The sequence below is a fragment of the Tessaracoccus oleiagri genome (assembly GCF_900103275.1).
Classification (GTDB): Bacteria; Actinomycetota; Actinomycetes; order Propionibacteriales; family Propionibacteriaceae; genus Arachnia; species Arachnia oleiagri.
On record NZ_FNGP01000002.1, the window covers coordinates 401291 to 420506 of the forward strand.

The 19216-nt window shown below is 69.9% G+C and carries 18 protein-coding genes; 5 read left to right on the forward strand and 13 right to left on the reverse strand.

Translation table 11 applies throughout. From position 1 onward, the window contains the following. Nucleotide 1: 1 nt before the first annotated feature. Nucleotides 2-574 carry an RNA polymerase sigma factor SigE gene (sigE, locus tag BLR46_RS06855; protein WP_093250280.1) on the reverse strand — a complete coding sequence of 191 codons (573 nt, stop codon included), beginning with the start codon at nucleotides 572-574 and terminating at the stop codon, nucleotides 2-4. Between the two features lie 81 nt (nucleotides 575-655). After that, nucleotides 656-1555, reverse strand: a complete 900-nt coding sequence (gene dapA, locus BLR46_RS06860; RefSeq protein WP_093250283.1) for a 4-hydroxy-tetrahydrodipicolinate synthase — start codon at nucleotides 1553-1555, stop codon at nucleotides 656-658. Between the two features lie 97 nt (nucleotides 1556-1652). Between dapA and BLR46_RS06865 the strand changes: the two genes are divergently transcribed. After that, on the forward strand, nucleotides 1653-2303 hold the full coding sequence (locus tag BLR46_RS06865) for an O-methyltransferase (RefSeq protein ID WP_093250288.1): 651 nt from the start codon (nucleotides 1653-1655) through the stop codon (nucleotides 2301-2303). Between the two features lie 114 nt (nucleotides 2304-2417). On the opposite strand, the gene glgC is transcribed toward BLR46_RS06865, so the two are convergent. Continuing rightward, nucleotides 2418-3644, reverse strand: a complete 1227-nt coding sequence (glgC, locus tag BLR46_RS06870; protein WP_093250290.1) for a glucose-1-phosphate adenylyltransferase — start codon at nucleotides 3642-3644, stop codon at nucleotides 2418-2420. A gap of 137 nt (nucleotides 3645-3781) precedes the next feature. Here glgC and glgA point away from each other — a divergent pair, with 137 nt between their 5' ends. Then, complete coding sequence (gene glgA, locus BLR46_RS06875; RefSeq protein ID WP_093250293.1) at nucleotides 3782-4972, forward strand: glycogen synthase; 1191 nt, start codon at nucleotides 3782-3784, stop codon at nucleotides 4970-4972. 63 nt (nucleotides 4973-5035) lie between these two features. Here glgA and BLR46_RS06880 read toward each other — a convergent pair whose 3' ends face one another. From BLR46_RS06880 to dapE, 4 genes are read right to left on the reverse strand one after another with little or no spacing between them, the layout of a single operon-like run. Continuing rightward, the gene (locus BLR46_RS06880) at nucleotides 5036-5203 is read right to left on the reverse strand and encodes a DUF3117 domain-containing protein (protein WP_093250296.1); all 168 of its coding nucleotides are present in this window, start codon (nucleotides 5201-5203) and stop codon (nucleotides 5036-5038) included. 8 nt (nucleotides 5204-5211) lie between these two features. Continuing rightward, nucleotides 5212-5613: a hypothetical protein gene (locus tag BLR46_RS06885; protein ID WP_093250298.1), complete on the reverse strand. Its 402-nt coding sequence runs from the start codon at nucleotides 5611-5613 to the stop codon at nucleotides 5212-5214. Beyond that, the gene (locus BLR46_RS06890; RefSeq protein ID WP_093250301.1) at nucleotides 5610-6362 is read right to left on the reverse strand and encodes an LOG family protein; all 753 of its coding nucleotides are present in this window, start codon (nucleotides 6360-6362) and stop codon (nucleotides 5610-5612) included. The genes BLR46_RS06885 and BLR46_RS06890 overlap by 4 nt, the downstream gene beginning before the upstream one ends. 19 nt (nucleotides 6363-6381) lie before the next feature. Next, the gene (gene dapE / locus BLR46_RS06895) at nucleotides 6382-7437 is read right to left on the reverse strand and encodes a succinyl-diaminopimelate desuccinylase (RefSeq protein WP_093250303.1); all 1056 of its coding nucleotides are present in this window, start codon (nucleotides 7435-7437) and stop codon (nucleotides 6382-6384) included. A gap of 74 nt (nucleotides 7438-7511) precedes the next feature. Between dapE and dapD the strand changes: the two genes are divergently transcribed. The 3 genes from dapD (at nucleotide 7512) to BLR46_RS06910 (ending at nucleotide 11738) form a co-directional block, all read left to right on the forward strand. Continuing rightward, nucleotides 7512-8438 carry a 2,3,4,5-tetrahydropyridine-2,6-dicarboxylate N-succinyltransferase gene (gene dapD, locus BLR46_RS06900; protein WP_093250306.1) on the forward strand — a complete coding sequence of 309 codons (927 nt, stop codon included), beginning with the start codon at nucleotides 7512-7514 and terminating at the stop codon, nucleotides 8436-8438. After that, the gene (locus tag BLR46_RS06905) at nucleotides 8438-9259 is read left to right on the forward strand and encodes a hypothetical protein (protein WP_093250308.1); all 822 of its coding nucleotides are present in this window, start codon (nucleotides 8438-8440) and stop codon (nucleotides 9257-9259) included. The genes dapD and BLR46_RS06905 overlap by 1 nt, the downstream gene beginning before the upstream one ends. Before the next feature lie 136 nt (nucleotides 9260-9395). After that, nucleotides 9396-11738: a glycosyltransferase family 2 protein gene (locus BLR46_RS06910; RefSeq protein ID WP_093250311.1), complete on the forward strand. Its 2343-nt coding sequence runs from the start codon at nucleotides 9396-9398 to the stop codon at nucleotides 11736-11738. On the opposite strand, the gene dapC is transcribed toward BLR46_RS06910, so the two are convergent. The 6 genes from dapC to BLR46_RS06940 all read right to left on the reverse strand — a co-directional run bounded on the left by dapC (nucleotide 11735) and on the right by BLR46_RS06940 (nucleotide 19171). Continuing rightward, nucleotides 11735-12820: a succinyldiaminopimelate transaminase gene (gene dapC / locus BLR46_RS06915; protein WP_093250313.1), complete on the reverse strand. Its 1086-nt coding sequence runs from the start codon at nucleotides 12818-12820 to the stop codon at nucleotides 11735-11737. The two genes, BLR46_RS06910 and dapC, sit on opposite strands and share 4 nt — an antisense overlap. A gap of 2 nt (nucleotides 12821-12822) precedes the next feature. Then, entirely contained in the window at nucleotides 12823-13140 is a 318-nt protein-coding gene (gene fdxA / locus BLR46_RS06920) for a ferredoxin (protein ID WP_093250316.1), read from the reverse strand. 84 nt (nucleotides 13141-13224) lie between these two features. Next, nucleotides 13225-14937 carry a VanW family protein gene (locus tag BLR46_RS06925; RefSeq protein ID WP_093250318.1) on the reverse strand — a complete coding sequence of 571 codons (1713 nt, stop codon included), beginning with the start codon at nucleotides 14935-14937 and terminating at the stop codon, nucleotides 13225-13227. An 81-nt stretch (nucleotides 14938-15018) separates the two neighbouring features. Beyond that, nucleotides 15019-16701 carry a S49 family peptidase gene (locus tag BLR46_RS06930; RefSeq protein WP_093250320.1) on the reverse strand — a complete coding sequence of 561 codons (1683 nt, stop codon included), beginning with the start codon at nucleotides 16699-16701 and terminating at the stop codon, nucleotides 15019-15021. Nucleotides 16702-16842: 141 nt separating this feature from the next. Continuing rightward, nucleotides 16843-18900, reverse strand: coding sequence for a transketolase (gene tkt / locus BLR46_RS06935; protein WP_093250322.1), 2058 nt, complete (start codon nucleotides 18898-18900; stop codon nucleotides 16843-16845). 85 nt (nucleotides 18901-18985) lie between these two features. Continuing rightward, entirely contained in the window at nucleotides 18986-19171 is a 186-nt protein-coding gene (locus tag BLR46_RS06940; protein ID WP_093250324.1) for a hypothetical protein, read from the reverse strand. Between the last annotated feature and the right edge of the window lie 45 nt (nucleotides 19172-19216).

The following is a 19216-nucleotide window of genomic DNA, read 5'->3' on the forward strand; positions in this document are numbered from 1 at the left end:
GTCACCCGACCCCGAGGAAACGCTTGCGTCCCTCGGCGGGCGCGCGATGCCCGAGCGCCTTGCGCAGCTGGCTTCGTCCGCGCGCGATGCGGCTTCGCACCGTACCGAGTTTCACGTCGAGTACCTCTGCGATCTCCTCGTAGCTCAGGCCCTCGATGTCGCACAGCACCACGGCGACGCGGTACTCGGGGCTGAGGTCGGCGAGCGCGGCCGCGACGTCGGGGTCGAGGTTCGCGTCGGCGTGCAGGTCCTGCGGCGCGGTCGCGCTCCCCCACACGTGGTCGGGGGCGGACGAGAGGGCGTCCATGCGGATGCGCTGGCGGCGTCGGGCCTGGTCGAGGAAGAGGTTGGTGGTGATGCGGTGCAGCCAGCCCGAGAGCGTGCCGGGCTTGAACTGGTGGATGGACTTGAAGACGCGCACGAACACGTCCTGCGTCAGGTCCTCGGCATCATGGGTGTTGCCGGTCAGGCGCAGGGCGAGTCGGTAGACCTGGGGGGAATAGTCCTGGACCAGTTCCTGCCAAGTGGGCGCGACCCAGTCCGCGGTGGTCGCGTCGCCGGTCTGCATGTCCATGGGCCCCTATTTCACCAGCCCAACCTGTGTAGAGGCTGTGTACCTGTGTGTCAACGCGCGAGGAGGCGGTTTTGTTCCCGCTCAGTCGCGGAACTCCTCGTACACGGCCAGCGTATCGAGGTAGCGCTGCAGCATGGGCCCGGGCACGTCTCCCATCGGGGCACGGCAGCCGCCGACGCGGAGCCCGCGGGCGTTCAGCGCGGCCTTGACCATCATGCAGCCCTGCGTCGCGAAGACGCCGGTGAACGCCGGGATCGCGTACTTGTTGAGCGACGTGGCCTGGCCGACGTCGCCGCCGAGGAAGGCGTCGACGATCTGCCGCGCCAGCGGGGCGGTGAAGTGCGTCGACGTGCCGACCACGCCGACGCCGCCGACCGCGAGCAGCGGCAGCAGCATCGCGTCGTCGCCGGCGTAGTACTGGAGGGTGGACTGCGCCATCACCGTCGCGCTGGAGGCGATGGCGCCCTTGGCGTCCTTCACCGCGCGGATGTTGGGGTGCTCCGAGAGCCGGATGAGCATGGCCTCGGGGATCGGGATGCCGGCGCGGTGCGGGATGTCGTAGAGCATCACCGGGAGGTCCGTGGCGTCGGCCACCGTCGTGAAGTGCCGCTCCAGTTCCGCCTCGGGCGGGCGCGAGTAGTACGGGGTGACGACGAGGATGCCGTCCGCCCCGGCCCCCGCCGCCTGCTCGGCGAGCTCGAGCGTGTGCCGCGTGGAGAAGGTACCGACGCCGGCGACCACGCTGGCACGGTCGCCCACGGCCCCAACGACCGCCTCCAGCAGAGCCCGCTTCTCGTCGTCGCTCGTGGTGGGCGATTCGCCGGTGGTCCCGTTGACGACCAGGCCGTCGTTGCCGAGGTCGTCGACGAGGTGCCTGGCGAGCGTCACGGCGTCGTCGAGGGCGAGCTGGTCGTCGTCGGTGAACGGAGTCACCATCGCGGTCAGGACGCGCCCGAACACCGGTTCGAGCTGCTCAGTCATGAAGGGGCCTCCCTGTGGACACCGGCTACGTTGAGATTCCGCCACATTCTAGTGGCTATCCACCGAGGCGGGCGTCACGCCGACTACGCTGGGCACCGTGACTACCCCGACTCAGCCCGTTGCTCCCACAGAGGCAACCTGGGCGTACACCGAAGACTACGTTTCCACCTCCGAGGCGGTCGGCGCCGCTCGCGACGAGGCGATCATCTCCGGTCAGGTCCCGATCAGCCCCGGCGTGGTGGCCGCGCTGTCCGTGCTCGCGAAGGCGATGGGAGCCAAGGCGATCGTCGAGGTCGGCACCCTGCACGGAGCCTCCGGGATGACGTTCCTCGAGGCCATGGGCACCGACGGGATCCTCACCAGCATCGACGTGGAGGCCGACAACCAGCTCGGCGCCCGCAAGGTCTTCACCGGCGCCGGCTTCCCGTCCTCCCGGTTCCGGCTCATCGCCGGCTCCCCGATCGAGGTCCTGCCGAAGCTGCGCGACGAGGCGTACGACATCGTCTTCATCAACGGCGACAAGCTCGAGTACGTCGAGTACGTCGCCCTCGCCGCCCGGCTCCTGCGCCCCGGCGGCGTGCTCGCCGTGCACGACGCCCTCTGGTACAACCGGGTCCCCGACCGCGACGACGAGTCCGACGAGGCGATCATCATCCGGGAGGCCCTCGAGGCGATCACCGGCTCCGAGCAGTACACGCAGTCGCTGCTGCCCGTCGGCAACGGGCTGCTGCTCGCAGTGAAGAACTGACGGCCTCCCGGGGCCCACGTCAAAGGCGCCTGCGTTTCCTACATGTACCTGCGTTGCATCGCAGGTGAACGTAGGAAACGCAGGCGCCTTGGTGTGAGGCGGCGGGGGCGGGGTTCAGTCCCGCGGGACCACCACGTCCTTGCCCACCACGACGATCCCGCCCTCCGACACGTGCAGCCCACGGGCGCGGTCGTGCTCGGGGTCGACACCGATCTGGACGCCGTCAGGGACGACGACGTTCTTGTCGAGGATGGCGTTGCGGACCACGGCGTTCTTGCCGATGCGGCTCTTGTTCATGATCACGGAGTCGGTGACCTGCGCCCACTTGTCGACGCGGACGTGCGGGCTCAGCACCGTGCGGTCCACCTCGCCGCCGGAGATGATGCAGCCGGCGTTGACGATCGAGTCCTCGGCCCGGCCCCGGATCACGAACTTCGCCCCCGGCGCCTGCACCTGATTGGTCCAGATCGGCCACTCGTGGTTGTAGAGGTTGAACTCGGGGTCGACGGACACCAGGTCCATGTGCGCCTCGTGGAAGGCGTCGATGGTGCCCACGTCGCGCCAGTAGTTGATGTCCTTCTCCGTCGCGCCCGGCACCTTGTTGTCGGCGAAGTCGTAGACCTGCGCCTGCCCGAGGTCCGTGAAGTACGGGATCAGGTTGCCGCCCATGTCGTGGCGCGACGTCGGGTCCTCGGCGTCGACGCGGAGCGCCTCCACGAGGGCCTTGGCGCTGAAGACGTAGTTGCCCATCGACGCGTACGACTCGTCCGGGGAGTCGGGCAGGCCGGGCGGGTCGGCCGGCTTCTCGAGGAACTGCCGGATCTTGTGGTCCGGGGCCGCGTCGATGATGCCGAAGGCGCTCGCCTCGGAGCGCGGGACGCGGATGCCCGCGACGGTGGCGTCGAGGCCGGAGTCGATGTGCGCGTCGATCATCGCCTCGATGTCCATGCGGTAGATGTTGTCGGCGCCGAACACGACGATGTAGTCCGGGTCCGCGTCGCGCACGAGGTTCAGCGACTGGAAGATCGCGTCCGCGCTGCCCTGGTACCAGCGGGGACCGAGGCGCTGCTGGGCGGGCACCGGCGCGACGTAGTTGCCGAACAGCGTCGAGAACCGCCAGGTCTGGGCGATGTGGCGGTCCAGTGAGTGCGACTTGTACTGCGTCAGCACCGCGATCTGGCGCAGGTTCGAGTTCGCCAGGTTCGACAGGACGAAGTCGATCAACCGGTACGTGCCCCCGAACGGTACCGCCGGCTTGGCCCGGTCGGCCGTCAACGGCATCAACCGCTTCCCTTCTCCGCCAGCGAGAACGATGGACAAGATTTGCGGACGCGTTGCCATGCCCTGAACCTATTGCATGACCCGCCCAATTTCCGGGAATACGTGAATTGGTGGACAAGGTGCCGTCCCTTGCCAGCAAAGGTTCATCCGGGCGGCAATCGGCGGTCGTGGCGGCGGTTTCGTGTCACGATTCACCCATGAACCTCAAGCTGTCGTTGCTGACCCGCGAGTACCCGCCGTCGATCTACGGCGGCGCCGGCGTCCACGTCGCCCAACTGGTCCCGCACCTGCGGAAGCTGATCGACGTCGACGTCCACTGCATGGGCGAGCCGAGGGAGGGCGCGACGGCGCACCCCGAGAGCTTCCCCGAGGGCGCCAACGCGGCGCTGCGCGTGCTGGGCGCGGACCTCTCCATGGTGGCGGCCCTGGCCCCCGACACGACGATCCTCCACTCCCACACCTGGTACGCCAACATGGCCGGGCACCTGGGGTCGCTGATGCTCGACGTGCCGCACGTGGTCACGTCGCACTCCCTCGAGCCGCACCGGCCGTGGAAGGCCGAGCAGCTCGCCGGCGGCTACCGAGTCTCGTCGTGGGCCGAGCGGACCGCCTACGAGGCCGCCGACGCGGTCATCTCGGTGAGCGAGGGCATGCGCCGCGACGTGCTCGCGAGCTACCCGGAGCTCGACCCGGAGAAGGTGTTCGTGGTGAAGAACGGCATCGACACCGACGAGTTCCGGCCGGACCGCGGCGAGGACGTCGTCGCCGGGCTGGGGATCGACCTCGACAAGCCCATGGTGGCGTTCGTCGGCCGCATCACCCGGCAGAAGGGGCTCGTCCACTTGGTCCGGGCCGCGCAGCAGTTCGACGAGGACACCCAACTGGTCCTGCTGGCGGGCGCGCCTGACACCCCGGAGATCGCCGCGGAGTTCAACGAGGCGTTCGCCGAGCTGCAGGGGCACCGCTCGGCCCCGATCGTGTGGGTGGAGGAGATGCTGCCGCGGGCCTCGGTCCGGCAGGTGCTCACGCACGCGACGGTGTTCGCCTGCCCCTCGGTCTACGAGCCGCTGGGGATCGTCAACCTCGAGGCCATGGCATGCGAGACGCCGGTCGTCGCGTCGGCGGTGGGCGGCATCCCCGAGGTGGTGAACGACGGCGAGACGGGGCTGCTCGTCGACTACGACCCCGCGCGCGCCCAGGATCCGGAGTTCGTGGCGGCGTTCGAGGCCGACTTCGCCGACAAGGTCAACCGGCTCACCCGCGACCCCGCCGTGGCCGAGCGGTTCGGCAGGGCCGGCCGGCAGCGCTGCATCGACGAGTTCAGCTGGGCCGCGATCGCGGAGCAGACGGTGGAGGTGTACCGCAGGGCCGTCGAGTCGCACGGCTGAGCGGACACGGAAAACGCCCGGCGGTCTGGTGACCTGCCGGGCGTTGTTCGGTGCTTGGTCGTGTCAGCCCACGACTGCCTTCAGTTCGTCGAGCAGCGCGGTGGCCTCGTCCGCGTTCATCTCGACGACGAGGCGCCCGCCTCCGTCGACGGGGACGCGCATGACAATCCCGCGACCCTCCTTGGTGACCTCCATCGGGCCATCGCCAGTTCGGGGCTTCATCGCTGCCATGGATTACCTCACTCCTTAGTCGTGCTCGGGTCCATCCTATCGTCAGGGGCCAACGCAGGACCGGCAGGAAGCGCAATCCGGGCGTTGTGCGCGACGGCGGCGCGGCGCAGGACCTCGTCGACGAATTGCATGCGGTACCCGCCGCGCACGATGCCGAACCGTGGGTCGTCGGACGGGAACGCCCCCTGCGCCAGCACCTCGTAGACGGCGTCGACCTCGGCGCGGTCGTAGCCGTAGGTGGCGGTCGGGGTCACGAGCTCCTCGAAGAACGCCTCGTCCACGTCGCCGTCGGGGAGATGCCCCTTCGGGCTGTCGTCGACGGGCTCCTGCCACTCGCCGAGGCGTCCGGTGCCCGCGATGGCCGCCGCGGCCATCACCGCGAAGGCGGCGACCACGATGAGGACGATCACTGCTGGGCGCCCGGCTTGTGGCCGCCCATGATCCTCGGCTCCCCCATCGCCTCGACGGCCTCGTCGACGTCGTCGGTCAGGGTGAAGAGGTCGATGTCCCCCGGGGAGATGTACCGACCCTCGGCCAGGGTGTTCCGGATCCAGTCCACGAGCGGGCTCCAGTAGTCGACGCCGAACAGCACGACGGGGAACTGGGTCACCTTGCCGGTCTGGATCAGGGTGAGCGCCTCGAACAGCTCGTCGAGGGTGCCGAAACCGCCCGGCATGGTGATGAACCCCTGCGAGTACTTCAGGAACATCGTCTTGCGGGCGAAGAAGTAGCGGAAGTTGATGCCGAGCGTGATGTACTCGTTCATCCCCTGCTCGTGCGGGAGCTCGATGCCGAGCCCGACGGATCGACCGCCCGCCTCCCATGCCCCCTTGTTGGCCGCCTCCATGATCCCCGGGCCGCCGCCGGTGATCACCGCGAACCCACGAGCGACCAGCTTCGCGGCCAACTCCTCGCTCTTGGCGTACATCGGGTCGGTGGGGAGGGTGCGCGCGGAGCCGAACAGGCTGACCGCCGAGGGCATCTCGGCGAGCGCGTCGAACCCCTCGACGAACTCGGAGGCGATCCGCAGGACCCGCCACGGGTCACCCTCGGCCCACTTGTACTGCTGGTCGAGGAAGGCCTGGTCGGCCATGGGCAGCGCATGGTCCTGGCCCATCAGGACGACGGAACCCTGGACGCGGCGGGGCTGGTTCTTCATGTTGGTCCTCCGGAGGGGGTCAGTGCGCGAGCCAGGCGCGGAGGCCCGTGGCGCAGCGTTCGAGGTGGTCGATGGGGCAGCGCTCGTCGTCGCGGTGCGCGAGCGACGGGTCGCCGGGGCCGTAGTTGACGGCCGGGATGCCGAGCTCGGAGAAGCGGGCCACGTCGGTCCAGCCGAACTTCGGCTTCGCCTCGCCACCGACGGCCTCGACGAAGGCGCGCGCCAGCGGGCGGTCGAGGCCGGGGCGGGCGGCGGGCGACACGTCGTCGAGGCGGAACCCGACGTTGCCGAAGACCTCGCGCAGGTGGGCGACGGCCTCGTCGGCGGTCTTGTCGGGGGCGAAGCGGTAGTTCACCGCCAGCGTGGCGGACGGGGGGATGACGTTCGACGCGAGACCTCCGGAGACGGTGACGGCGTTCAGCCCCTCCCGGAAGGTCAGGCCCTCCACCTCGATCTCGCGTGGCTCGTAGCGCACCAGTGCGTCGAGGATGGGCGCGAGGTCGTGGATCGCGTTGTGGCCCATCCAGGCGCGCGCGGAGTGCGCAGCCTGGCCCTGCAGGTCGAACACTGCCCGGATCGTACCCTGGCAGCCACCCTCGATCTCGGCACCGGTGGGCTCCATGAGGACGGCGAAGTCCGCTTCGACGAGGTCGGGCCGGTTCGCCGCGAGGCGCCCCAGCCCGTTCTTGGACGCCTGGACCTCCTCGTTGTCGTAGAAGATCCAGGTGATGTCCTTCGACGGGGCGGTGAGCTCGGCGGCGAGTTGCAGCATCACGGCGACGCCGCCCTTCATGTCCACCGTGCCCCTCCCCCAGATCACGTCGCCCTCGCGACGGGCGGGCAGGTTGTCGACGACCGGGACCGTGTCCAGGTGGCCGGCGATCACGACGCGCTCGGATCGGCCGAGGTGCGTGCGGGCGACCACGCAGTCGCCGTCGCGGTGCACGTCGAGGTGGGGCAGCCGGAGCGCCTCCTCTACGAGGTCAGCGAGCATGGCCTCGTTGCCGGACACGGACTCGACGTCGACGATGCGGATCAGCAGGGACGCAAGGTCGGCGCGGAGGTCGAGGCTCATGGGGTAGAGCTTAGCCACGGGGGCCACCCGCGCACGGCAATCCGTCCCTCGCTCGCCTCGTTACACTGGCCCCCATGACTGAGACTCGCTCCGCCTGGGCCTGGGGCCTGGCCACCGTGCACCCGAAGGGCGTCCTGGACGTCTGGTACCCCGAGCCGCAGCTGGGCTCCGAGCCGACGGACACCGTGCCCGACTACCTGACCGCCGCCGAGCGCAGCGACGAGCTGCGTGGCGTCGAGACCAAGGCGGTGCGCGTGGTGATCGACCTGGACCAGGCGCCCGCGAGCGTCGAGGACGCGTTCCTGCGCCTGCACCTGCTGAGCCACCGGCTCGTCCAGCCGCACGGGGTCAACCTGGACGGCATCTTCGGCATCCTGCCGAACAACGCCTGGACCAACGACGGCCCCATCCGGATCGAGGACGTCCCCCGCGTGCGGGCCGCGTTCCTCGCGCAGGGCCAGCAGCTCACCGTCTACGGCGTGGACAAGTTCCCCCGCATGATCGACTACGTCGTGCCCAGCGGCGTCCGCATCGCCGACGCCGACCGCGTGCGTCTCGGCGCCCACCTCGCTGAGGGCACGACCGTCATGCACGAGGGCTTCGTCAACTTCAACGCCGGCACGCTCGGCAAGTCGATGGTCGAGGGACGCATCTCCGCCGGCGTCGTTGTCGGGGACGGCTCGGACATCGGCGGCGGCGCCTCCATCATGGGCACCCTCTCCGGCGGCGGCCAGGAGGTCATCCGCATCGGCGAGCGCTGCCTGCTGGGCGCGGAGTCCGGCATCGGCATCTCGCTCGGCGACGACTGCGTCGTCGAGGCCGGCCTCTACGTCACGGCGGGCACCAAGGTGGCGCTGCCGGACGGCTCGATCGTCAAGGCCCGCGACCTGTCCGGCCAGGACGACCTCCTGTTCCTGCGCGACTCCACGACGGGCCGGGTCCTCGTCAAGCACCGCCGCAGCAACAAGGTCGAACTCAACGCGGAACTGCACTCCAACTGATGAAGCGCTGGATCGCCCTCGCGATCACGCTGGCCGTCGTCGCGGGGATCGCGTTCGCCGGCTGGCGGTTCTGGGACTACCTCTACACCAGGCTCACGCCGGAGCGCTGCACGATCGTCGGCGCCGAGGGCGATCCGGTCACGCTCACGAAGGAGCAGTCGCGCATGGCGTCGATCATCGTCGCCGCCTCGCTGGAGAGGGGCCTGCCCGAGCGGGCGGCGACGATCGCGCTGGCCACCGCCTACCAGGAGTCGGGCATCCGCAACCTCGACTACGGCGACCGCGACTCCCTGGGGCTGTTCCAGCAGCGCCCCGACCCTCAGTACGAGTGGGGCACCGCGGAGCAGATCATGGACCCGTGGTACTCGTCGCAGCGCTTCTACGACGAGCTGGTGAAGTTCCGCGACTGGGAGACCACCGACATCAACGACCAGGCGCAGAAGGTCCAGCGCTCCGGCTTCCCGGAGGCGTACCGGCAGCACGTCGGGAAGGCGACGACGATCGCGGCGGCCGGTCGGGGTTCCGCCCAGCGGGCGGTCACGTGCGTGAACTTCGCCGACCCGGTCGCCGACCCGGCCCCAGTGCAGGAGGTCCTCGCGGCCGTGCCGGGCGTCGAGGCCACCGTGGATGGCAACCGGGTCCTGGTGACCGCCGAAGACGAGCAGCACCTCTGGGCCGCCGCCCAGCTCGCCGCCCTCAACACCTATGCCTCGGGCATCACGAGGATCGAGGTCGGCGAGGCGAGCTGGAAGCTGAACGACTCCGAGTGGGGCTCGTCCGGCGAAGCGGAGCCGGGCACCGCGCTGATCACCCTGGGGTGAACCTCAGCCTGAGACTCCGCTGAGAGAATTTCAGTTTTCTGCCAGAAATCGTCTAACCTCTTCTGCGACCCAGTGGTGCGTCGACCGGACCGAAGACTCCCCTGCACGTCCCGTCGACGGGAGGGAAGCGAAGAGGATGGTCGAAGACGTGCGGATGGATGCCGCGTTGGATGCTCGACGGGACGGCCTGGCCGCCAGCGTGCCGCCGCCCCACCGTCACGACCATCCGGCGCCGACCCACGCCCGCCCGCACCCCGCCCTCCGGCCCGTCGGCTGGGCGGCCATGGCGATCACGGCCATCGCGTGGCTCGTCGTCAGCATCCACTCGCTCTCCGGGCTGGTCACCTCGGTCGTGCTGGGCGAAGCCGGCTTCGGCGACATCGTCTCGGTCGGCGCGTTCCTCCTCATCATCAGCTTCCTGAGCTTCTCCGCCCTGCTGTACCTCGTGACGCGCGACGGGGCGCTGCGCCGCCTGGCCGGCCACGCCCGGGTTCCCCGAGCGGCGCTCGACGCCCACTTCCTCGTCTCCGAGCCGTCGATGACCGTGCTCGTCCCCTCCTCTGCCGAGGAGCCGCACGTCGTCCGCGCCACCCTGTGGTCCGCCGCGCTGCAGGAGTTCCCGCAACTCGACGTGGTGCTGCTCGTCGACGACCGCCCGGACCCCGAGGATCCGGAGGCCCGCGCGAGGCTGGAGGAGACCCGTCTACTCCCCTTCGAGATCCAGGCGCGCCTGCGGGAGCCGTCGGAGAAGCTGTCGGCCGCCCTCGCCGAGGCGGAGCGCTTCGTGGCCGCCCACCCGTCGGCACCCCTCCACGCCGGGACGATCGCCGACCTGCACGAGCAGGCGGTCGCCTGGCTCGTCGAACTGGCCGACGCCGAGCGGGTCCGTGACCACGCCGACCAGTTCTTCGTCGACCGGGTCCTCCTGTCGCTCGCCCGCGATCTCGGCCGGAAGGCCGACCAGCTCCGAGCGGCCCCGGACGCGGGCGTCCCGGCCGGCGAGGGACTGGGCCAGCTGCGTCGCCTCGCACGGATCTTCGCGGCAAGGCTCGACCTCTTCGAGCGGAAGCGCTACGCCTCCCTCTCGCACGAGGCCAACAAGGCCATGAACCTGAACTCGTACATCGGCCTGATGGGTGGCGAGTGGGTCGTCGACACCGTGACGGCCTCCGGCAGGCGCTTCGACGTGCTGCGCGCGGCCCGCTACGGCGAGGCGCCCGACCGGGTGGTGCCCGCTTCGGACTACGTCCTGACCCTCGACGCCGACTCCCTGCTCGTCCCGGACTACTGCGTCCGGCTGGTGCACGAGATGGAGCAGCCGGGCAACGAGCGCATGGCCGTGATCCAGACTCCCCACTCGTCGTACCGCGGCGCGCGCACCTGGGTGGAGCGGGTCGCCGGCATGACCACGGACCTGCAGCACCTGCAGCACCAGGGCCGTACCGCGTTCGACGCCACGTTCTGGGTGGGCGCGAACGCCATCATCCGCACAGAGGCCCTGGCCGACATCGTCGAGGTCCGCATCGAGGACGGCCCCGCCGGGCCGCGAGTCGTCCGCACCTACATCCAGGACCGGACCGTGATCGAGGACACCGAGTCCAGCATGGACCTCGTCGCCAACGGCTGGAGTCTCCACAACTATCCCGAGCGGCTCAGCTTCAGCGCCACCCCGCCCGACTTCGGCTCGCTCGTCGTCCAGCGCCGCCGCTGGGCCAACGGCGGCCTGATCATCCTGCCGAAGCTCCTCGACGTGGTGCGTGGCAGGCGCCGTCGCGACGACGACGCCTCCCCCGCCGAGGTGCTGCTGCGCGCCGACTATCTGGGCTCCACCGCCTGGACCACGGTCGGCACGGCGCTGCTGCTGCTCATGCCGGAGACGACGTGGCTGCTCAGCCCGCTGCTGTTCGTGGTGGCCCTCCCCTACTTCGCGACGATGGCACTCGACCTCCGGACGGTGGGCCACCGCCTCCTCGACATGCCGAAGGTGTTCGCCCTCAACCTCGTGCTGCTGCCGGTGAACCTGGCGGGCGTCGCCAAGTCCGTGGAGCAGGCGATCACCAAGCGGAAGATCCCGTTCGCGCGCACGCCCAAGGTGGCCGACCGCGTGGCGGCGCCGGCGCTGTTCGTGGTGCTGCCGTACGTGCTGGGTCTGGGGCTGCTGGCGTTCGCGGTGCTCGCCGCCACGCGTGGCCACTGGCCGGGCATGGTGTTCGCCGGAACCACCGGCGCTGCGGCCCTCGCGGGCGCGGTGGCGTTCGTCGGGACGCGCTCGGCGGCCCAGGACGTGGCGGCCGCGTGGCGCGAGTTCCGGGCTTCGCGCGGCACCCGGCCCCAGCCCGCACGCGCCAAGGCGCAGCCGCTCGACTGGCCGGGGCTCCGATGGCTCCGCGTGCTAGTGGAGGACAGCGAGCCCAAGCTGCCCGCGTTGGGCGAGTCCCGCAGCGGCCCGGGGCGGCGGGCGGAGGGCCGTCGGGCCTAGCCCGCGGCCAACCGCGTCGCAGCCGCGGCGATGCGCTCGTCGGAGGCGGTGAGCGCGACGCGCACGTGCCGGCCGGAAGTCGGACCGTAGAAGTCGCCGGGGGCGACGAGGATGCCGCGGTCGGCGAACCAGTCCACCGTGGCGCGGCAGTCCTCCCCACGGGTGGCCCACAGGTAGAGGCTGCCCTCCGAGTGGTCGATGGTGAACCCGGCCGCCTCGAGCGCCGGGCGGAGCGTGGCCCGTCGCGCAAGGTAGCGCTCGCGCTGGGCCTCGACGTGGTCGTGGTCGGCCAGCATCGCGACGAGGGCGGCCTGGATCGGCGCCGGCACCATCATGCCGAGGTGCTTCCGGATGCCGACGAGCCCCTGCACCAGTTCGGGGTCGCCGACGACGAATCCCGCCCGGTAGCCCGCCGCGTTCGATCGCTTCGACACCGAGTGCACCGCCAGCAGGCCGGTGAGGTCGCCGTCGGAGACGCGCGGGTCCAGCACGGACACCGCCTCGGCGTCCCAGGCGAACTCGCCGTAGCACTCGTCGCTGGCCAGCACGGCCCCGAGTTCACGGGCGCGGGCAACGAAGGCGCGCATCTCGTCGACGGAGAGGATGCGACCGGTGGGGTTGGAGGGCGAGTTGATCCAGATCAGCCGGGTGTTCGACGGGAGCTCGGCCGGGTCGTCGCACGGCACCGGCCGAGCACCCGACGCCAGGGCGCCGATCTCGTAGGTGGGGTACGCCTCCACCGGGTACGCGACGACGTCGTGGGCGTCGAGTCCGAGCAGCGTGGGCAACCAGCCGACGATCTCCTTGGTGCCGATGACCGGCATCACGGACTCGTGGCGCAGCGAGGGCGAGTGCCACCGTCGCTCCACGTAGTCGACGATGCCCTGCCGGCACTCAGGGGTGCCCCACACCGTCGGGTAGCCGTGGGCGTTGGAGGCGGCGCCGAGGCCCGCGCGCGCGACGTCGGGGGTGTCGTCGACCGGGGTTCCCACCGAGAGGTCGACGAGGCCGCCCGGATGCCGGGCGGCCCGTTCCTTCGCCGCTGCCAACGAGTCCCAGGGGAAGCCGGGCAGCTCCAGCATCGTCAGGCCTGCGGAGGCAGGGCCGCGACGACCGGGTGGTCCTTGTCGATGACGCCGAGCTTGGCCGCGCCGCCGGGCGAGCCGATCTCGTCGAAGAACTGCACGTTCACGTCGTAGTACTCGGCGTGCTCCTCCGGGACGTCGTCCTCGTAGTAGATCGCCTCCACGGGGCACACCGGCTCGCACGCACCGCAGTCGACGCACTCATCCGGGTGGATGTAGAGCATGCGGTTGCCCTCGTAAATGCAGTCCACAGGACATTCGTCGACGCAGGCACGATCCTTCACGTCAACACAGGGCAAGGCGATGATGTAGGTCACGTTGTTCTCCTATGACGGGTGTGGGAACAGCCTATCCCCACTGGCGGAGGGGGCCAAGGTCGTGACCGCGCGCGTTCGCCCGGCTCAGTCGTCGGCGCAGGTGATACGGTCGCCGGCGTTGTACTTCCAGCGGAACGGTTCTTCCTTCACCACGCGACCGTCCTTGTAGAACAGTCGCTTGTAGTTCACGGTGAAGCCCTGGATGGGCGCCTGTGGCTCGCAGTTGTCCGTGTCGAGGACGCGCTCGGTGCCCTCGTAGAAGTCGGACTTCACGAGTTCGGTGGATTCGACCTTGTCCCACGTGGGACGCGACCAGATCCGGAAGGTCACGGAGCCGTCCTTGCCAGCGGAGGAGGCGCTGTAGGAGCCCTGGATGAGCGCCGGGTAGTCGGTGTTGTTGCGGAACTTGAGGTCGACGGAGCCGTAGTACACCGTCGCCTCGCGGCCGGCGGGGTAACGGGCGAAGTACAGCGAGTGCGGCTTGTGCTCGACGTCCTCGAAGCCGGCGAAGAACGCGGCGTTGAACAGCGTTGTCGCGGCCTGCGAGACGCCGCCACCCGCCTCGCGGACGAGGTTGCCGCCCGAGATCACGTAGCCTGCGGCCCACCCGGCGGCCTCGGTGCGCTCCCCCAGCTTGCGGTTGAGGCTGAATGTGTCGCCCGGGAGTAGGACGGTGCCGTTGACCATCGTCGCGGCCTTGCCGATGTTGGTGTTGCGGTAGGCGGCGTGCGGGTAGCGGGTGGAGTACTCGCCGATGACCTGCGTCGGCTTCAGCTGCTCCGCCTGGGCGGTGGTGAACTCGGGCTCCTGCTCGGTGGCCTCCAGCGCGACGGTCCGGCTCTCACCGTTCAGCGCCTCGCCGAACGCCTTGGTCACGGCCTCCGGTGTGACGGCGAGGCCCTTCTGGCCGGGCACGACGACGACCTGCCCGCCCTCGAGCTTGTACGACGCGTTCTTCGGGCCGCCCTTGACCTGCAGGTCCTCGAGGTCGTCGGCGGTGAGCTCGGTGAGCGTCGCCTCGTCGAAGCCGACGGCGAGGTCCTTGCCCTCACCTGTGATCGTGAGGGTCTGCGCGACCTCCTCCTCCGTCAGCTCGACGTTGCCGCCGTCGCTGGTGAGCGAGATGGGGCCCGTCATGGCCTTCTTGAGGGCGCCGTCGGCGAAGGCCTTGATGTCCGCGTCGGTGACCGCGGGCTGGATCTCCTCACCGACGGCCTCGATGCGGGTCTCGCCGTTCTCGAACGCCTGGCGGAAGGCCTCGGCGGTCGCCTCGACCTGGAGCTGGTAGCCCACCTCGGCGGCGGTGGTGGAGACCGTCCCCTCCGTGAGGGATATCGTGGCGTCCACGGGCTCGACGGCGAGCGCGTCGGCCTTCTCCGCGAACGACGACTGCAACTGCTCCTCGTCGACGGTGTAGACGATGTCGACCTGATCGCCACCCGCGAGGGAGCGGTAGATGTTGACGGGGTTCCAACTGAACCCTCCACCGGCCGCGGCCACCGTCGCCTCGTAGTCGACGTTCAACCCGGCCTCGTCAGGGATCAACTCGATGTTGTCGCCGGCGGCCGTGGCGATCTCGATGGGTTGCCTCACGCGGGGCTCGAAGACCCGGCGGAGCGTCTCCTGCGCCTCCCGGGGGCTCATCCCCCCGATCGCGACGTCACCGGCGGCCGCGTGCGCGGGGACCTGGTTGCCTGCCACGAAGTAAGCGGCGGTGTAGGCGCCGCCGGCCAGGAGCACCGCTGCTCCGGTGCCGACGCCGGCCCACATCCACTTCTTGTTCTGCTTCTTGTTCAAGGGCCCCTCGTTCTGTGTCGGCCCACACGGGCCCACGTCATTCTACGAAATCCACAGGAAGGACCAAAACTGCCCGCGCGGTCAGCGGATCGTGATCCGGTACGGCAGGCTGAGCGCGCCGTCCACGTGGAGACCCATTTCTCGGAGCATCGCCTTGAGCATCGACTCCGCCCCGAGCGGCTGGGTTCCGCCCGTGCCGCCCACCGCTTCCGACGAGGCGGCCGGCACCAGCTTGCCCAGCAGCCCGCCGGGGCCGACCGGCACGATGTCGACGTCGTCGACGTCCACCTCGGCCAGCAGCGCGGCGCGTTCCTGGGCGACCCGGCGCCCGCCGAGGTAGTCGACGAGGCCGCGTTCGACGGCCTGCGCACCGGTCCACACGCGCCCGCGGGCCATGGACTCGAGTTGCCCGTACTCGATGCCGCGGTCCTCAGCCGCCTTCGAGGTGAAGTCCTCGTAGACGCGGTCCAGCCACTCGTTGAGCCGGCGCCACTCGTCCTCGCTGAACGGCTCGGCCGGGCTCATCAGCATGCCGTCCTCGGTGGACTTGACGCTCTCGCGCACCAGCCCGAGCTTCTCGTAGAGGCCCTGGGTGACGAGCTTGCCGCCGAGCACGCCGATCGACCCGGTCAGCGTCGACGGGAGCGCCACGATCTCGTCGGCGCCCATCGAGACGAAGTAGCCGCCCGAGGCCGCCATGCCTCCCATGCGGGCCACGACCTTTCGGCCGGATTCGCGCAGCTGCAACACGCCGCGACGGACGAAGTCGGACGCGACGGCCGAGCCGCCGGGCGAGTCCACGTCGAGGATCACCGCGACGATGTCGTCGTCGCGCTGCGCAGCGCGCAGCTGCTCGTCGATGTGGTCGGCGCCGACGGTCTGCCCGTTGAGTCCCGCGCTCCCGCGGCCGGTGACGATCGGCCCACGGATCGGGACGACGCCGATCTTCTTGCGCTTGCGTCCGGAGAGGGCCTTGGCGATGTCCGGCTTCAGGTTGTAGCGGTTGACGTAGCGCAGCTCGTCGGGCTTGGCGCCCCACGCGTCGAGCGCCGTCGAGTACACCTGGTCGCGGTAGCCGATGTGGTCGATGAGACCGGCCTCGAGCGCCCGTTCGGGGGTGACCGGCGAGGTGTCCAGCGCCTGCCGGACGAAGCCCTCGTCGAGGCCGCGGCGCTTCGCGATGGTCCTGACGGCGTCCTCGAGGAGGTCACCGACGAGCGAGTGCATCATCTCGCGGTGGGGCTCGGTCACCTCGTCTGCGGCGTAGGTGTTGGCCGCGGTCTTGTACTCGTGCCGCTGCCCGAACTCGGGCTCGAGGCCCAGCTTGTTGAAGCCGCCCTTCAGCAGCAGGATCTGCGACTCGTAGCCCTCGATGGTGAGCATGCCGCTGGGCTGCAGCCAGATCTCCTTCGCGGCGGTGGCCAGCTTGTACATCGCGAGCGACGGCACCAGTTCGCCGAACGTCTCGGCCCACGCCACGGTCGGCTTGTGGGCGCCGAACCGCTCGATCTCGAGGGCGATCTCGTCGAGCATCGACACCGGCAGCGTGTTGTTGGCCGCGTGGACGATGAGCCCCTTGACGTGGTCGTCCTTGATGGCCTCGGTCACGGCGTCGCGCAGCGCCGACATCGTCGTCGCGTTCAGCACCTGCATCGCCTGCAACGGGCTGTTGGGGCGGATCTCGATCACGCCGCGGGCGAGGTCGAGCTCGAGCACCGACGGCTTGTGGAACATGGACTGGAGCTTGTTCAGCGGAGTCGACATGGTCCAAGCGTACGGCGCGCCCCCAATTCGCGGCGGCGGGTTGGGAAACGGGGCCTAACGCAAAGGCACCTGCCTCCGTTCGAAAAACCTGCCGGATCCGGCTGGTGAATCGAACGGAGACAGGTAAACCCGGCGAGCGGGTCAGCCCAGCAGTGCCTTCGCGGTGTTGGCGACGTTCTCGGCGGTGTAGCCGAACTCCTCGAAGATCTTCGCGCCGGCGGCGGAGGCGCCGAAGTGCTCGATCGAAACGGAGGCACCCTTGGCACCGACGTACTTGCCCCAGCCCATGGAGATGCCGGCCTCGACGCTCACGCGCGCGGTGACCGAGCTCGGGAGCACCTCCTCGCGGTACTCCTCGGACTGCTCGTCGAACCACTCCTGGCAGGGCATCGACACCACGCGGGTGGGGATGCCCTCGGCCTCGAGCTTCTCCTGGCCGTCGAGCGCGACTTCGACCTCGGAGCCGGTGGCGATCAGGATCACCTTGGGCTCGGCGGAGGCCTCGCTGACGACGTAGCCGCCCTTGGCGACACCCTCGGCCGAGGCGTACTTCTCGCCGCGGGGGATGGTGCGCAGGTTCTGGCGCGACAGGATGAGTCCGGCCGGCTTGTCGGTGCGACGGAGGATCTCGCCCCACGCGACGGCGGTCTCGTTCGCGTCCGACGGGCGGACGACGCTGAGGCCGGGGATGGCGCGGAGCGCGGCGAGGTGCTCGATCGGCTGGTGCGTCGGGCCGTCCTCGCCGACGCCGACCGAGTCGTGCGTCCAGACGAAGATGCTCGGCGTCTTGCTGATCGCGGCGAGGCGGACGGCCGGGCGCATGTAGTCGGAGAACACCAGGAAGGTGCCGCCGTACGCGCGGGTGAGGCTGCCGAGGGTGATGCCGTTGACGACGCCGCCCATGGCGTGCTCGCGCACGCCGTAGTGGAGGGTGCGGCCGTTCATGTTGCCGGGCCAGTCCTCGGTCGTTCGGTCCTCGGGGAGGAAGCTCGGCTGGCCCTTCATCGTCGTGTTGTTCGAGCCGGCGAGGTCGGCGGAGCCGCCCCACAGCTCGGGCAGCTGGTCGGCGAGCGCGGCGAGCACCTCACCGGAGGCGGCGCGGGTGGAGTGCGAGCCCTCCTCGAACACCGGCAGCGACAGGTCCTGCGGCAGCTTCCCGGCGCGGACGCGCTCGAGCAGCTCGGCGCCGGCGGCGTTGGCGGACTTCCAGGCCTCGAACCGCTCGTTCCAGGCCTCGCGTGCGGCCTTGCCCCGCTCGGCCAAGTTCTTGCGGGTGTGCTCGACGATCTCCTGCTCGATGGCGAAGGGCTCGTTCGGGAAGCCGATGCGCTCCTTCATGGCCGCGATCTCGCCGCCGCCCAGCTTCGAGCCGTGGACGCTGTGGTCGCCGGCCTTGTTGGGCAGCGGCCAGCCGATGACGGTGGTGAGCTTGATGAAGGAGGGACGGTCGGTGACCTTCTTTGCCTCCTCGATGGCGTTGTAGAGCGCCTCGACGTCTTCCTTGTACTCGGTGCCGCCGTTGGTCCAGTCGACGGTGGCGACGTGCCAGCCGTACGCCTCGTAGCGGGCGGCGACGTCCTCGGTGAAGGCGATCTTGGTCTCGCCCTCGATCGAGATGCGGTTGTCGTCGTAGATCATGATCAGGTTGCCGAGCTTCTGGGTCGCGGCCAGCGACGAGGCCTCCTGGGCCACGCCCTCCTGCATGCAGCCGTCGCCGGCGATCACGTAGACGTTGTAGTCGAACAGCGACTCGCCCGGCGTGGTCTCGGGGTCGAAGATGGCGCGCTGGCGGCGTGCGGCCATGGCCATGCCGACGGCATTGCTCACGCCCGCGCCGAGCGGGCCGGTGGTGCACTCGACGAAGCGCGTGTGGCCGTACTCGGGGTGACCCGGCGTCTTCGAGCCCCACGTGCGCAGCGACTGGATGTCCTCGAGCTCGAGGCCGAGCCCGCCGAGATAGAGCTGGGCGTACTGCAGCATGGACGCGTGACCGGCGGACAGGACGAAGCGGTCGCGGCCGATCCACTTCTCGTCGGCCGGGTCCGTGTTCATGACCTTCTGGTAGAGCAGGTAGGCCGCGGGCGCGAGCGAGATCGGGGTGCCGGGGTGGCCGTTGCCGACCTTCTCCACGGCGTCGGCTGCGAGGACCCGGGCGGTGTCCACCGCGCGGGCGTCGGTGTCAGTCCATTCGAACGTCACAGTGCTTCCTTACATCTTTGGATCGATACGGGGTCAGCCTAGTCGCCGCCCGGCTGGGTGCCACGGCGGTTGCCACTTTCTGCTTTCAGAAGGAGAGGTCGGGCAGGTCGACGAGCGTGGGCCCGTCATCGCCGTCGTCGTCACCCGCCTCGGGTGCAGCCGTCGAGCGCGATCCGGGCTCGTTCGGGCGCACGTTCTCCCCCAGCGCCTCACGGATGAGCTTCGCCAGGTCGTCGCCCTCGGACGGGTCGTAGGTGCGGGTTTCGGCCATGATTTCTCCTCCTCGAAGACGGCAACATTATGCAAGGCCGCGGCA